Origin of the sequence: Marinimicrobium sp. C2-29, from assembly GCF_038419845.1 — a bacterium.
In the GTDB taxonomy this organism is placed as follows: Bacteria; Pseudomonadota; Gammaproteobacteria; order Pseudomonadales; family Cellvibrionaceae; genus Marinimicrobium.
The window spans coordinates 270,928-286,611 of record NZ_JBCAQT010000002.1; the positions used below are offsets into that span (position 1 = coordinate 270,928).

Annotated in this window: 9 protein-coding genes; all 9 read right to left on the reverse strand. The window is 52.9% G+C overall.

Annotation, left to right across the window (positions count from 1 at the left end):
- Positions 1-384 precede the first annotated feature (384 nt).
- Complete coding sequence (locus AAE484_RS03110; RefSeq protein ID WP_341936870.1) at positions 385-1,869, reverse strand: hypothetical protein; 1,485 nt, start codon at positions 1,867-1,869, stop codon at positions 385-387.
- Positions 1,870-2,137: 268 nt separating this feature from the next.
- Positions 2,138-4,066, reverse strand: a complete 1,929-nt coding sequence (locus tag AAE484_RS03115; RefSeq protein ID WP_341936871.1) for a hypothetical protein — start codon at positions 4,064-4,066, stop codon at positions 2,138-2,140.
- The gene (locus AAE484_RS03120) at positions 4,059-7,859 is read right to left on the reverse strand and encodes an HTH domain-containing protein (protein ID WP_341936872.1); all 3,801 of its coding nucleotides are present in this window, start codon (positions 7,857-7,859) and stop codon (positions 4,059-4,061) included. The genes AAE484_RS03115 and AAE484_RS03120 overlap by 8 nt, the downstream gene beginning before the upstream one ends.
- Entirely contained in the window at positions 7,846-8,061 is a 216-nt protein-coding gene (locus AAE484_RS03125) for a hypothetical protein (RefSeq protein ID WP_341936873.1), read from the reverse strand. Before AAE484_RS03125 ends, AAE484_RS03120 begins: the two co-directional genes overlap by 14 nt.
- 183 nt (positions 8,062-8,244) lie before the next feature.
- On the reverse strand, positions 8,245-8,733 hold the full coding sequence (locus AAE484_RS03130; protein WP_341936874.1) for a hypothetical protein: 489 nt from the start codon (positions 8,731-8,733) through the stop codon (positions 8,245-8,247).
- A gap of 467 nt (positions 8,734-9,200) precedes the next feature.
- On the reverse strand, positions 9,201-11,621 hold the full coding sequence (gene gyrB / locus AAE484_RS03135) for a DNA topoisomerase (ATP-hydrolyzing) subunit B (RefSeq protein ID WP_341936875.1): 2,421 nt from the start codon (positions 11,619-11,621) through the stop codon (positions 9,201-9,203).
- Between the two features lie 52 nt (positions 11,622-11,673).
- Positions 11,674-12,768: a DNA replication/repair protein RecF gene (recF, locus tag AAE484_RS03140; protein ID WP_341936876.1), complete on the reverse strand. Its 1,095-nt coding sequence runs from the start codon at positions 12,766-12,768 to the stop codon at positions 11,674-11,676.
- Positions 12,769-12,789: 21 nt separating this feature from the next.
- Positions 12,790-13,893, reverse strand: a complete 1,104-nt coding sequence (gene dnaN, locus AAE484_RS03145; RefSeq protein ID WP_341936877.1) for a DNA polymerase III subunit beta — start codon at positions 13,891-13,893, stop codon at positions 12,790-12,792.
- A 99-nt stretch (positions 13,894-13,992) separates the two neighbouring features.
- Entirely contained in the window at positions 13,993-15,489 is a 1,497-nt protein-coding gene (gene dnaA, locus AAE484_RS03150) for a chromosomal replication initiator protein DnaA (RefSeq protein ID WP_445928822.1), read from the reverse strand.
- Positions 15,490-15,684: the final 195 nt, after the last annotated feature.

Here is a 15,684-nt window from a genome sequence, read left to right on the forward strand (position 1 = left end):
TCAGTAGTGCAAACTGCCGACCAGTTTCCTCATTCTCAAGCAGAGGCATGGAGAGCTTTTCTCGCTACCCACTGCACCAGTCTTGCTTTGATTCTCCCGGCCAGTGGCCGGCACCGAATCCTTGAAGGCCTCTAGAGCGCATTCCAGGAGCCGCATTCAGGGGAAAACTTGGTGTATCATCACCGGGGCTTGAGGATTATTCTTCTGCACGATTTGTGACAGGAGCTGTACAGACTAGGTGACAAAATTTCAACAACTAGTTTTTGATAGAACTGCTCTAAGCCGCCGACAACAGGGATTTGGTCAGTTAAATCTAGGCAGTCGTCGTCTCCACGCGTTGATAGGAAGTGTGTCGACAGGAAACACGATAAACTGCTTTATTATTTATGTTGCGTTTAGCGTGATGAATCCAATCCAAATTGCCAACCCAATCGAGACAATTGAAAGGCCCACTACGACACGTTGTATGCGTATGCTTGAAATTGTTTGCGAGAGCTGATTGCTAGTAGATAAGGTTGACTGAAGAAGGGAGGCCTCTCGCTGAACTTGCCTCGCACGGCTTTTTTGGGAGGAACGCAAGTTAGCAACTAGATCACGCCTATTTTCTGGTGTATATCGCACACGCGAGAATTCGATTACGTTAAACCGGTACCCTGCTTTCTTCTGAGAAAATTCAACGATTTCCTCTGTACATATTCCTATATCGTACAGAGTGGTTCGCGCTAGTGCGCGAAAGTCCTTGAGGTCACGCACGGTCCGGTAACCTCCTTCCCGTGCTATTTGATCGCGCCAAGCGGACAGCATCTCATGGTAAGTGTCTAGCAAGCATGTAATCGCCCAGCGCGAAATAAACCCTCGAATTAAACTATCAGCCCGTTGCGCAATTGTCCAGTTTGACTCCGGATCGTGGTAGTAAGGCTTCTTCGGGACCGCATCTGATCTGCGGCAAGCAAAGGTGAGCCTGCGACTTTCATCCCCCCAGCCCCGTGGAAACGCAAGCTTTGCATCAGGCCACTCATCAGACTCCCAAGCATCGTAATCACGATCTAATGCAAGCCCTTCGAGTGCCCTTACGGAACGCGCCTTCTCTGACATGGGCTTGATTTTGTCCGTGAGCAGAAGGACCGCTGTAGGATTTCGTGAACCAGGCCACGAGGAAAACGTGCCGGGAAGATTTTTTTGAACCCACTCTACACAGGTGCCCTCAACTTCATTCAGGCGCGCTTTCACTGCATCCCTGCGGAGTAGATCTGGAGAGTATATGCTATGGCCAAGGCGATCTGAACAACCCGTCAAAACATATCGAATAACATGCCAAGAGCGAAATAGAGGGTCTTTGCGTGTTATTGTCTCAAATTCCGCACGCAAGGAAGATTCCAACGAAGATGAAACATGGTCATCGAATATAAAACCTATTATCAACGCAGTGATACTCGGCGTAATTGACATCAAAATCGGCAAAGCAGCCCGAGCCCCAGGCGGCAAAGAGGCAGTGCGCTCGCTCATAAAGTGGGCAGCTTCTGCTGGTGACACCACCCCAAGGCTCTTCCATCCGGCTTGGCGGCCTTCTCGAATTTCGTTCATCCATTTCTCAAGGCTGTCACTACGTGTTTTTCCATGCTCCCAGTTTAAATTCCGGACCCCTTTAAGTAAGCTATTTACAGTCGATGGCGTATATAGTTCAGCTACCCATACTGCGGGTAACGCCACGCTCTCATCCTCAGGGAGCCGTCCACGGGCATTCTCTTCCGAATCCTGATCACGCAAGAAGCTCAGATCGTCGTTTCTAATATTCCGGTATCGACGCCAACGCTTCCATGGCCCCCACTGCGTCATACCTTTTGGAAGTTTCCCCTGTTCTTCTTGCATTTTTTTCACTACGTCATTCGTCTCAGAGTGATAAAGCGCTCCGTGAAGCTCATCATCGTTTAAGTCCATTCCATTTAAAATTTGGATAGCCCATGAGGGATACACGGGCAACTCAAGAAAGTTTTAGTCCCGCTTTTCACGTTGCCTTCCTCCACAAGAAACACCTTTCAGCGTGGTATTTGTAAACCAGTAGGAAACGACTTTGTTGGCTGGCCTAGGAAATCTAATTCAACAGCGCCAAACTGCCAAAAGCCTCTTCACAATTATATCAACGGAAACGTATTGCCTTCAGCGCCGCATCTGCCCTAGCACATGAAATCCACAATTCAGGGACAGAATGCATTAGTGTCAATAAATTTGAATGGAGGACCTCAAACTCATCTCCTTCCAACTCACTAAAAGCAAGCTCGGTCAACCAGTCGCCCGTGAATTGTCGCCATTCCATCATGTCTTGGCGACTAGCAGAAGCGACAAGGCATATTCGCGTAGCAACTTCTATTGAGAAGCCATATTCGGCGTCACGGCGATAACGGCGTACAAGAATACGGAGTTCGTCAGCCAAAGCCGGCGCTCGAGCTACAGCTGCGACTGTGGCCAGGCCATTCAAAATGTCGACGAGTTGGAATTTATCCTCCAAGTTAGCGAGCGTGTAGTTGGCCAGCCTAAGGGCCTTTGCTGCCAGCTCCGCATGATCGGGTGTAACCCTGTAGATCATCGCGGAGTTGCAGAGGGCTATGAAAGAGACTGCCTCCATTTCGTCGCCGTTAAGTTTTTTTTCGATAATACGGCCAATGTCTTCAGGCACAAAATTAGGACTATTTTCAGCACCTTCAAGAGGCCCTGGGTAGTACGGACGAGGAAACTCGCATAGATTAATAAGACTCTGCTCTCCGTCACCGAAGACGGTATGTTTCAGCTCTCCCTCTCCGATATTTGCTTGAAAATTGTTCACTTCATTTATGATGCGGCCAAAGAATTCCTCTTGCATTTGGGGCGCGGCGACTAGATCCGGTTCCCATCGCGGCTCAACTCGCAAATCCGCAAGTGTCTGCATATAGAAGTTCTCTACTCGACTACTTACTGCCCATTCGGAAAACCGTTGGTAATCAATACCGTATTGGACAAGCTGTCGATGAATCAAAGCTGCTTGAGCTAATGATGCCAGCCTTCTATAAAACGGCGGTTCTCCGGCCATAATGCGTGTTCTTGCCAGTTCTCCGTCGACCAAAACGAACAAAGCCGAGAATAGCCTAAATTCACTGGCATCGCTTTCCACGTCATCGTCTCGCATTAGATATATCAGCCGAAGGAGGAAACTCTCCACTTCCGGTCTATCAGGAAGAATGTGCAGACCTACTTCGAGCGCTCCTAACCGAGAGAGTGGATCGCCGCAGTTGATCAGAAGTTCGAACGCTTTCTTCAAGTCCTCATGATCGAGGTGATCGACGTTGATTATAGAGGTCATTGCCGCGTGAGAAGAAAGTAATAGGCTGAACAGGAAGCCCTCGTAGGGCCGCCACTCTGCCAATTGCTCAAAAATTTCTCGACCTCTTCCGTCAGCATAATCCTGGATCGAAGCGCTACCGTCATAAGCACCAACGAGTCTTTCAAAAAACCGTCTAGAATTAGGAACTAGAGACGAGATAGTGCATTCGCCTGCCTCGATCCCCTTTATTATAGTTCGCTCCACATGGACCTGCGTATCGGATAAATCACAGTAGAAATCATCAACTTCGTTTTCTTCCAGCGCACGCTCTTTCAGAATGCTCCTCCATTCTTCTTGAGCAGTGGGTGGAAGGTTTACATCTGAAGCGGATTGGTCTAGAAAACGAATACGTGTAGAGGCATCATTGGAAAGAACAGAATAGTCAGGAAGATCTATTCGTTGTTGATTGGATGAAAGGACAAGTTTAGGAAATTTATTGTCCTTGGCCTCATTAGTGAGATTCCATGTCCGATCTTCTTTGTCAATTAGTTTGGCTGGGACTTTTTCGGCGAGAATAGTATGAATAGCGTCGAAAAACTCCGACCGATGAACACAGACGCCGCTCGGTTCGAAGGTAATCATAGCTTCGGCTTTCAAGCAGTGTTCTTCCTTGAAGGGCCGGTCCTTGGACAAACTCGCGCGTATGAGTGGCGGTACAATCCCCAGCGCGGAATTTGCCATTGCTATTCTTTCGTTGAGTTTTTTAATCACGAGCTGGCCTCCCCTGAAAGCCAGTATTCAGCCATCTCGGCAATTCTTTCTTGTACCAGTCGACTATCCATTCGTACACCTCGGGGAACTGTTCCTCTAAAGGGCGCAGAACTCTTACTTCCAACCACTTCCAATAAGCATTAACAATACTTCTTGGGGCACCCGTGGGCGGCGTTAGCAACAAGAGGATATGTGCCGCACGTTCGACCCGAACGACGTTTTCAGCGGCCTCCGGTACAAGGCGGTGTACCCACCCTCGAACATCAATCTGATCCACGATCCAATTTGATCGCGCGGTAATATCTTCAACTTCGGCCCCTTCCACCCACAGGTTTTTAAGAACACGAACAAAAGCGTTCAGCGTTCCGTCCAGCCAGGGCGCCTCTTCGGTAAGTTGCAACCAGTTGCTCATCCTGACACAGAGGACGTACTCTCGAATGGCCTTTAGCTCTGCATTTTCAATCACATTGCCTTCATCAACGGGTGATTCCCTCAAACACTTCTCAAGTTCATCTGCATTGAGTGGAACGAAGAAATAGCCAGCCCGGCGAAGCCTCGTCCGATGCTCCAAATGGTTGTCTTCTGACAAAACGCCGGCTGCTAGCAAGGCATCAAGCAAATCTAGGGTGGAGAATACTGGTATCTGCGCACCGTCACTTTCGATGTTCGAATGCCGATTTAGAAATCTATCATCGAGAACCGCAATGTCGCATTGGGTTGTCAGCGCGAGAATGCCGACTGATGGGTGGTCAGGGATGGAATTCTCTTCAAATTCGTTGAAGTTGCGTCTACGGCTAACCCTTACTTTTCCGGCCTCAATTCGGGAGTTTAATGATGCCCGTATGCGCTCAATGATAGCCTTAACTTCTTCGGAAACTTGTTCGTAAGAAATAAGAGCATTTGTTTCAGAAATCGCTTTTGGTGATGCCAAAGCTTTAAAACCTGCTGCTTTTAGCTTTCCGAGCATGCCTAGGTGTAGCAAGTATGTGATGGCGAGATCATCAAGATAAAGAGTCGCCCCATCGGTTATGGGGGGCTGGTTAGGCCAGGGTTTCTCGTGTAATTGCAGATAGGCGTGAGCCCTTTTTTGCTCCTCAGCTGTGATATGACCTTTTTGTCTGAGCTTGTCCACCACAGAGAGGCAACTGCTCAGGACCGACGTGTGTGCAGAAAGGTCAGCCTCTTCCTCCATCAGGCTTGAAAGCCGATGTACTGGAGCTGATCGAACAACAATATGTTGAGAATCGTCATTATCCCGTCTCTTTTCCGCGTCGGCTATCAATGCTGCTAATTCATCGCCAACCTGAGCAGAAAGTTCGCTATTCGTAGCGGTACTAGGACTGAACTTGTCCAGTAACTCCGTCGCCAGTAAATCCCGAACTTTGTGTGCATTCGCTATAACACTCGGTTGATGGAACGCTACTTTCTGACGTTCTTCAAATAGCCATCCAAGGGTTGAATGAGGGATATAAACAGTTTTGAAGGCGTCTAACGCAACATCAAGTATGTTCAGGAAGCTCAAAGTGAGCAACGCGGTTGCATCCAAAGCAACCGCCTTTCCTTGAAAATCTAGTTTTATGGGTAGGCGCTTACCACTGTAAGAAGAGATTGCGCCTTTCCGCCTAGGGTCAGTCTCGGATAGATTGACTAATGCTTGGAATGTCGTAAGGTCGATTAGAGTCCGATTCAGCGACTGGGCGGCAAGAAAAATTGGAGTTCGGCCTTGTTCCAGAAAGCGCAACATTTCTGACTCGCGACGATCCCATTCGGGTTTTTGATCGAGTATGTCCTTTAGGCTCATTCTTCGAAGCGGGCCATCTTCTCCAGATAGTTCCGCAGCCTTTTCGAGCCATTGGAAAACCTCAGGAGCGTCCTCCCACCCTGCACGTGTTGCGATGAAATATGCGGCGGCCAGTATGGAAGAGTCGTTTTCGCCCTTCGCCGCTGCCGCAAAGAGTAGATTCTTTGCAAGAGGTGACCCCAAATGAAGAGCTAGTTGCGCAGCGCCAACTAGCTCCTGTGCACTCTTCTCTTCCTTTTTATCATATTCTGAGCTTATTTCGGCGTTAAGAGAAGCCCAGTCTCCTGTTGCGATGCCCAGGTTTACCTTTAGCGCGTGATAATTCGGGCCTCCTGCTTCATCACTTAGTTCCTCCAGTGCCGCCCGTGATTCAAGAAAAGCCCCCTCATGGTATAACGCCCAAGCGTAAGACATGCGGAGGTGTTTGGACTGCAGTAACCAATCAGAGTGTTCCTGCAAGAAAGCCATCACGGTTTCTGACCTTTGCATTATGTTTAATGCATTCACTAGACGCTCCGCATCCTTCAGGGATCGCGTCTCTTCAAAAAGGCGTTTGCCATAGTCGCAGAGATCGTCCCATTGCTTATTATTTTCCAGTTCATCGACAAGGTTGATAAGATCGTCAAGCGAACCTGTCTCTTGGTATTGCATCTTGCGAGACTCAACTGGATTATTTCCTTCGGCTTCCGCAATTAGTCGCTGGAAAGTCCTTTCTTCTTCAGAAAGAATTCCCATTTCAATAAGATCGCTTAGAATCGCTTTCGCCTTGCCAGTCGATCCCGCGCGTGCGAACAACTCGATTAGGCGAAATTGCACCAACTTTGGGGCGATGTGCTCGGTAATCTGATTTTGGTGACGTGCTATATAATTTGCCGCCTCTTTCGCCGAGGGCTTCGCAAACGCAAGAGCGAAGCGGGCGTTGGCTGCTTCTATAGTCATTCCACCGCTAATAGCTATGCTACGATCGATATCGCGTTCGACCGTATCTAAGTCCAGTTTGATACCAAACTGGAGTGCATAGTGCACAACTCCCAATCTGGTGTCAGGGTCCCGGAGCTTGCTTTCGAGCCTGCGCTTGCCCTCTAAGGCCATATCTGGGTCTCGCAGTTGGAGCCAAAGAGCGTAATCGTCGTCTGTTTTCGCAATGCGCGGACTCTTTAACTGCTGTGCGACTTCAATTGCATCGATAAAGCGTTTGAAAGAGAGGCGCCGAGCCTCCATGGAAGACGTATCGGAAGCAAGGGGAAATCGCTGCGCGTCAAAGGGAACTTGGCTCAATACAGTAGATCGATATTCCTTCGGGATGGCAGGAATTAAAGTTGCCAAAGCGGCCAAGTGATAAAGGAAGGGGCTTCTCTTAAAGTCCGATTCGGAAATCGCATTGAGCGTTTGCGCGACTTCATTCCAACGCGCAAGTTCAAGCTGAAGGTTCAGGAGAAAACCCTTTCCATCTGAATCCAGATTTCCGGCTACATAACCAGCGTCGTTCATCCAACTTAGAGCGCCTTCGGAGCCATCATGATGCGTAACAAGCATCAATCTCGCAGAACAAGATGCGTCGGAGTCGATACCTGAAAGCGCTTTAATCGCTGCTGTTTTGCCTTTTTTTTCGGAAATCACAAATGCTTCTGCGATTTTCGATTCCGGATAGTCTCCGAGCGTTTTCGAAAGTTCCAGAAGCTCTTCCGCCCGTTCAAGGTCATCTGTACGAGATAGTATCCTGGCGCACCATGCCAAAGCCCACGCCTTTACGTCCCCCGAGCCCCCCGAAAGGTCGCCTTCCTCAAGGCGCCCCCCTAGTCTATGCGCTGACCTGGCCCTATCGAACTCTAGGAAGAATCTTGATTTCCTTAGCCTCTCAACTTCCTCTTCTATTTTTTGATCGACAAGCTCAGTCGGAATATTTCCCTCATAGAAATGGATGTCTCGGCCGGCTATAAGATTTTTCGACTCATCTCCGGAGACAATCGACTGTTTCCTAGTTTTCAGCATCGTTTTCAGTCTTCTCTCTACCGATACTAACGTCTCGTCCCGCCTGAACGTTTGTTGATCGATCACCAGAGCGGATGGTCTGAGTGGACGAAGCGTACTTTTTCTTAAAGACAATACGTCCAATCCAGGCGAGGACCATTAAACCAGCTCCGGAGAACAGCCATTGCTTGTTATAAATTATCCAATCTACAAATTCTTCCAACTAAGTTGCTCCTTTCTATGACATTACGAATCACGTCTGTTTGTTACCTTATCCATCACGCCACAGCTATCGTTTCGACCCCTTGGCGAGCATCATTTTTGTATAGGAGAAAACTGTTCATACAGCGGCAAAACATGGATACAGCGTCGACAAGCGCGAACTGCCAAAGCGTGTTTGAGTTAATCACTTACCTGCCACCGCGGTTATCAAGCTCACTACAGCAACCACAGCGGTAATCCACCAGCGCCGCTCTTGTGCATGCTTGATCTCCCGCTCATGGAGGCTGATTGCGATTTCCACCAGCTTGGTAACTTCAGATGGAGCTAACGGAGGTCGTGATAATCGTTTCTTTCCAGTTTCCTTCTCATCTTCAGTGAGCCGCATTGCTTCTTCACGAGAGAGCAAGTTTCGAGAGTGTGTATCGTAGTTGCGTTCGCGACTGCGACGCCAGACCACTGAGATACTCTCTCTTTGCGTTGTAAAAAATTCCGGATGCTGTTTAAAGACAGTTTCCCAATTTGGCGCCGATACCGGCGTGCGGCCTAGCCGTTTCTCCCATTTTTCTATGTCGCGGCTTGCAAAGCGATAGGTGCCAAGCACTTGAATGGCAGCGATTAGATCAGCCAGCCGATTAGGGTTGGCGATGTATGGTGATGTTTTTAGTTTTAACATGGTCTCTAAAGCAGCGTGTGAGGGAACGAGTTTAAGAGCGTCCAAATGAGCACCACTGCATCGCTTAGGCTTAGTTATTTCTTCCGGAGCACATGGGCATAAGCGTAGCATGGCTTATTCAGTGGCGCACTCGTCCATTTAGCCATGAGCTTTCTGAGGACGCAGGACAGTAAACGGCTTTACTGGTTAATTGATCCTGGTGATCGCCACATCCCAGAGAATTTTCAGGTGTAAGTGAGGATTTAAACGCCAGCTTGGTGAATAGTTGTCAACTTATTTGGCAGGACAACAATGCGCTACTACACGGACTTAATAACCGTTCGGCTGGTAAATGTAACTTGCTCGAAACACCCTAACTTACTGTAACACGTTGATTTTACTATAAATATTGAATTCCATACCATAACTGAGTGTTGTCAGGTTATGGTATGGAATTCGCCAGGTTATGGTGTTATTCACAGTCGTCATCAGACATCCAGGTTGGCGACGGCCAGGGCGTTGGTTTCAATGAAATCGCGCCGGGGTTCCACATGATCGCCCATGAGGGTGGTGAAGATCTGATCGGCGGCGATGGCATCCTGGACGTTGACGCGCAGCATTCGACGGGTTTCCGGATTCATGGTGGTGTCCCACAGCTGCTCCGGGTTCATCTCCCCCAGACCCTTGTAGCGCTGGATGTTGTAACCCTTGCGCGATTCTTTCATCAGCCATTCCAGCGCCTGGTCGAAGCTGGTCACCGGTTGGGTCTTTTCACCGCGCTTGACGTAGGCGCCCTCCTCTATCAGGGTCACCAGCTTCTCGCCCAGCGCCAGTATGGCCTTGTACTCGCCGGACTGGAAGAAGTCGTGGTTGAACGGATAGTGCTTGGACAGGCCGTGGGCGATGATTTCGATCTGGGGCATGAACAGGTGCCGCTCGGTGTCTTCGCGCACGGTGATCTCGTAGCGCTGGCTGCCATCCCGGCTTTCCAGGCTCAGGCGCGCCAGCAACTGATCACACCACTGCTGCATGTGGCCCTGGTCCGCCAGGTGCTCGGGCCGCAAGGACGGCAGGTAGATCATCTGCTCCAGAATATCTTCCGGATAGAGGCGCGAGAGCCGCTCGATGGTCTCCATGACCGAGCGATACTCGTACACCAGCTTCTCCAGCGCTTCACCGGCGATACCGGGCGCATCGGCGTGGACGTGGAGGCTGGCGCCTTCCAGGGCGGACTGGGTCAGGAAGGCGGTCAGGGCCGCTTCGTCCTTGAGGTACTGCTCCTGCTTGCCTTTGCTGATTTTGTACAGCGGTGGCTGGGCAATATAGACGTGACCACGCTCGATCAGCTCGCGCATCTGCCGGAAGAAGAAGGTCAGCAGCAGGGTGCGGATGTGAGAGCCATCCACGTCGGCGTCCGTCATGATGATGATGCGGTGATAGCGCAGCTTTTCCGGGTTGAATTCTTCCTTGCCGATACCGCAGCCCAGAGCGGTGATCAGGGTGCCGACCTCGACGCTGGAGAGCATCTTGTCAAAGCGGGCCTTTTCCACGTTCAGAATCTTGCCCTTGAGGGGCAGAATCGCCTGGGTTTTACGCGCCCGGCCCTGTTTGGCCGAGCCGCCAGCGGAGTCACCCTCCACCAGGTATACTTCTGACAGCGCCGGGTCTTTTTCCTGGCAGTCGGCCAGTTTGCCGGGCAGACCGGCGATGTCCAGAGCGCCCTTGCGCCGGGTCATGTCCCGGGCCTTGCGGGCCGCTTCGCGCGCCCGCGCAGCATCGATCATTTTGCTGACAATGATCTTGGCTTCGTTGGGGTTTTCCAGCAGATAGTCGGCAAAGATCTGGTTCATCTCCTGCTCTACCGCGGTTTTCACCTCGGAGGACACCAGTTTGTCTTTGGTCTGGGAAGAGAACTTGGGATCCGGCACTTTCACAGAGATGATCGCTGTCAGGCCTTCCCGGGCGTCGTCGCCGGTGGTGCTGACCTTGGCCTTGGCGGCAATCCCTTCCCGCTCAATGTAGCTGTTCAGAGTACGGGTCAAAGCCGCGCGGAAGCCCGCCAAGTGTGTGCCGCCGTCGCGCTGGGGAATATTGTTGGTGTAGCAGAAGAGGTTTTCCTGGAAGGAGTCGTTCCACTGCAGGGCGATCTCCACACCGATTCCGTCTTCCCGCTCGGCCGAGACGATATGCACGGTCTGGTTGATCGGCGTCTTGTTGGTGTTGAGGTGCTCGACAAAGGCTCTCAGACCGCCTTCGTATTCGTACACCTCTTCCTTCGCGGAGCGCTCGTCTTTGAGCACAATGCGCACGCCCGAGTTCAGGAACGACAGCTCCCGCAGGCGCTTGGCCAGAATTTCGTAGTGGTATTCAATATTGGTGAAGGTCTCGGACGAGGGCTTGAACTGGATCTCGGTACCGGTCGCGGAGGTGTCTCCCACCACTTTCAGGGGTTCCTGAGGGACGCCGTGGCTGTAGGTCTGCTCAAACACCTGGCCGTTGCGGCGGATGGTGAGTTTAAGGGTTTCCGACAGGGCGTTGACCACAGAGATGCCCACACCGTGAAGGCCACCAGAGACCTTGTAGGTGTTGTCATCAAACTTACCGCCGGCGTGCAGCACGGTCATGATCACTTCGGCGGCGGAAACGCCCTCTTCGTGCATTTCCGTGGGGATGCCGCGGCCGTTGTCAGAGACGGAGATGGTTTCATCGGGGTGGATAGTCACGCGGATTTCGGAGCAGTGGCCCGCCAGCGACTCGTCAATGGAGTTATCGACGATCTCGAACACCATATGGTGCAGGCCCGAGCCATCGTCGGTGTCGCCAATGTACATGCCGGGCCGCTTCCGGACGGCATCCAGTCCCTTCAGGACTTTAATACTGGACGAGTCGTAATTCTGTTCTTCTGCCATAACTAGCTCCGATTTCGCTACTATTCTGTGGTGCCTGTCGCGAGACATTCGCTCAGGACACTGGCGTGACGCCCCCGTGTTCCACGTGGAACACCTGACTGTGGACCTGGGGACGGCTGCGCCAATCCGCCAGAAGCGGTTCCTTTTCTACCCCGGTAATAAAGACCTGGGTGTTCAATCGATCCAACCACTCCACCAACTTGGCTCGGTGATCGCTGTCCAGTTCCGCCGGCAGATCGTCCACCAGATAGACACACTGTCGGCCGGTCAACTGGGAAAATATGTACCCTTGGGCGATCTTCAGTGCGCACACCACCAGCTTTTGTTGCCCTCTGGAGAGCACATCGGCGGCGGCGGTACCATGAACTGTCAATCTGAGATCAGCCCGGTGGCTGCCGGAATGGGTGTACCCCATTTGCCGGTCTCGTTCGAAACCGCCTTCCAGCACCTCACTGTAAGTCCGGGTTTTGTCCCAGCCACGTTGGTAGGAAAGCGAGACCCCCGGGATTCTTATAAAGGAGTCGAGCAGCTCCAGGAACACGGTTTCGAATCGTTCTATGCTGGCACTCCGGTACTGATGCATCCGTTCGGCCAGAGAAGCCAGCTCGCGGTCCCAGACAGCCAACTCCGAGGGTTCTATTCTATCACGTCGCAGCAGGCTGTTGCGGTGTTTCAGGCAGCGCTGTGACGCCTTCCAGGTCGGAAAAAAGTCAGGTTCCACGTGGAACACCAACCAGTCCATGAACTGACGCCGAATCTTGGGGCTGCCCTCCAATAACAGAAAGGTCTGGGAGTTGATGACCTGGATGGGCAGCAGGCTGGCCAGAGCGGCCACGGAGGACACAACCTGCCCGTCGGCTTTGAAGCTGGCTTCCCCTGCCCGACTTCGGTACAGGCCCAGGGGTATCTCACGCTCATCCGAGACAACGCGTGCGAATACCGTAAAGCCTTCCCGTTCGTGCTGTATCAGGGGTTTGTGTTTATGGCTGCGGAAGGAACGGCCCATGGCCAGGGCATGAATGGCTTCCAGGACACTGGTTTTGCCCGAGCCATTTTCGCCGTATAGGAGGTTGATGCGCGGAGACGGCCTGAGATCGACCGACTCCAGATTGCGCAGGTGCTGAATACTGAGTCGACTTAAGGTCATGGAAGCGCCGGTGCGCCCCGATTAGAGGCGCATCGGCATAACAACGTAGAGGGAGTCGCCGTCTTCCGGCTCTTCCAGCAACGCACTGCTGTTGGAGTCGGACAGGGTGATTTTGACGTGATCGGCCGAGATGACATTGGCCACATCCTGGAGGTAACTGACGTTGAAGCCCATCTCCAGGGAGTCGCCGGCGTAATCCACCGCCACCTGCTCTTCGGCCTCCTCCTGCTCGGGGTTGTTGGCGACGATGGTCATGGTGCCATCGTCCAACAAGAGGCGGACGCCCCGATACTTCTCATTGGAGAGGATCGCGGTCCGACCAAAGGCCTGCTTGAGCTCGTTGCGCGGTCCGAATACCACTTTGTCGCCGCCACGGGGCAATACGCGCTCGTAATCGGGGAACTTGCCATCCACCAGCTTGGAGGTGAACGTATAGTCGCCCGTGGCCACCCGAATATGGTTCGCACTCAGGGTGACATCAACCGTAGCGTCGATATCATCCACCAGACGGGACAGCTCCAGCACCCCTTTGCGCGGCAGAATAGCCTGTACCGTGTCTTCTACCGCCACTGTCACCGGACGGGTGCACATCGCCATGCGGTGCCCATCGGTCGCCACCGAGCGCAGCTGATCCTGCTTCACCTCCCAGAGCATGCCATTGAGGTAATAGCGGACATCCTGCTGCGCCATGGCAAAAGCTGTGCGCTCAATCAGGCGCTTGATCTCTTTCTGCGCGCAGGCGAACTGCAGATCGCTGGGGCCGTCTTCCACATTGGGGAAGTCGCTGGCCGGCAGGGTGGACAGACTGAAGCGACTGCGGCCGCTCTTGACCACCATTTTCTGCTCGTCCTGGGTGAACTCGATCACCGAGCCCTCGGGCAGGGAGCGGCAGATGTCCACCAGCTTGCGTGCGGGAACGGTGACCTCCCCCGCCTCGGCGGGCTCTGACAGCGCCACCCGGGCGACGATCTCCACTTCCAGATCGGTACCGGTCAGCGACAGCTGGTCGCCCTCTACCGCCATCAGCACGTTCGACAGTACGGGTAAGGTCTGACGCCGTTCAACAACGCCACCAACCAGCTGGAGCGGCTTTAACAGGGCCTCGCGGGAAACGACAAATTTCATGTTTGGGGTCTCTTGGCTGTGTCCTAACGTTAAGGCACCGGGTTCCCCGGTCCCTGTCTCGGTTCACTGTCTGACTCAAAGGCCAGGATCCAGAGCAATCTAGCTTGTCAGTGAACGCAACAGATTTTTCATATCCTCACGGATATCGGCGTCTTCTTCCTGCATTTGCTTGATCTTGCGACAGGCATGCAACACGGTGGTGTGGTCCCGACCGCCAAAGGCCTCCCCGATCTCGGGCAGACTGTGGTTGGTGAGCTCTTTCGCCAGTGCCATCGCTACCTGCCGGGGGCGCGCCACAGAGCGACTGCGACGCTTGGACAGGAGGTCGTTAAGCTTGATTTTGTAGTACTCGCCCACCACCCGCTGGATATTATCTATGCCTACCTGCTTGTCCTGCAAGGCCAGCAGGTCCTTCAGGGCTTCGCGCACCAGGTCCACATCGATGGCCCGCCCGGTGAACTGGGCATTGGCGATCACCCGCTTCAGCGCGCCCTCCAGTTCCCGCACGTTGGAGCGGATTCGTTGGGCAATGAAAAACGCCGCCTCGTGGGGCACTTCCACGCCCACCTGCTCGGCCTTCTTCATCAGGATGGCCACCCGGGTTTCCAGCTCCGGCGGCTCGACCGCCACCGTCAGGCCCCATCCGAAACGGGATTTGAGGCGCTCCTCCAGGCCATTGATCTCCTTGGGATAGCGGTCGCAGGTCAGAATAATCTGCTGGCCCCCTTCAAGCAGCGAATTGAAGGTGTGGAAAAACTCCTCCTGGGAGCGCTCCTTGCCGGCAAAAAACTGGATGTCGTCAATCAGCAGTGCGTCCACCGACCGGTAGTAGCGCTTGAAATCGTTGATCGCATTGAGCTGCAGCGCCTTGACCATATCCGCCACAAACCGCTCAGAATGCAGATAGATGACCTTGGCGTTGGGGTTGCGGTCCACCAGGGCGTTACCCACCGCCTGCATCAGGTGCGTTTTACCCAGACCGACGCCACCATAGATGAACAGGGGGTTGTAGGAACCACCGGGGTTCTCCGCTACTTGTCGCGCGGCGGCGAGGCCCAACTGGTTGGATTTACCTTCGACAAAGCTGGCAAAGCTGAAGGAACGATTGAGGTTGTTGCGGTGCTTGAGCGCCCCTTCCACCTCCACCGTGTTCTGGCTCATGGGGTTGGAGGGCCCACCCATAGAGGAAGAAGCCGATTCGAGCCCCTCGTGGCGTGCCGAGCCGTTAATGGCCGAAGAGTTGGGTTGATGCCCCAGGCTCTGGGGCCGGCTGACTTCCCTCGGGGCGGCCGGTCGCTCGATGGAACCACTTGTCTGAGGCTGGGCCTGCTGGGTTTGTGTCTGTTGATTCTGAGTGACGGGAGACGCCATCGTCTGAGGCCGTTCCGCCTGGCGTCGGTGTCCGATACCGATCGCCACCTTCAGATGGCCGTCCGTATGGAAATCACCCACCAGCTCCCGTATACGGTGCAGAAACTTTTCATTCACCCAGTCGCATACGAAACGGTTGGGGGCGAGCAGACGCAACTCACCGGGGCTTGCCGACTGGTCTATCTGCAGCGGTCGAATCCAGGTGTTGAACTGCTGAGACGGCAGTTCATCCTGTAAACTTGACGCGCAAAGCTTCCAAACAGATTCCGGCAAAACGGCCCCCCTCCCGGTGCGTTATTATTCACAAAACGGCCGCTAGTGTACTCTCTCTAAAAGCGGTTATCCACATCAGGGGAAGACTTTTTTTAGTGCAATAAAGAATATTAACACTGCCAATTCAAAGGCTTACTGAACACTCCA

Excerpts from the sequence above, each read along its gene's own strand:
- AAE484_RS03110 (WP_341936870.1), bottom strand. The coding sequence starts at position 1,869 with ATGCAAGAAGAACAGGGGAAACTTCCAAAAGGTATGACGCAGTGGGGG.
- AAE484_RS03120 (WP_341936872.1), bottom strand. The coding sequence starts at position 7,859 with ATGCTGAAAACTAGGAAACAGTCGATTGTCTCCGGAGATGAGTCGAAA.
- AAE484_RS03130 (WP_341936874.1), bottom strand. The coding sequence starts at position 8,733 with ATGTTAAAACTAAAAACATCACCATACATCGCCAACCCTAATCGGCTG.
- gyrB (WP_341936875.1), bottom strand. The coding sequence starts at position 11,621 with ATGGCAGAAGAACAGAATTACGACTCGTCCAGTATTAAAGTCCTGAAG.
- recF (WP_341936876.1), bottom strand. The coding sequence starts at position 12,768 with ATGACCTTAAGTCGACTCAGTATTCAGCACCTGCGCAATCTGGAGTCG.
- dnaN (WP_341936877.1), bottom strand. The coding sequence starts at position 13,893 with ATGAAATTTGTCGTTTCCCGCGAGGCCCTGTTAAAGCCGCTCCAGCTG.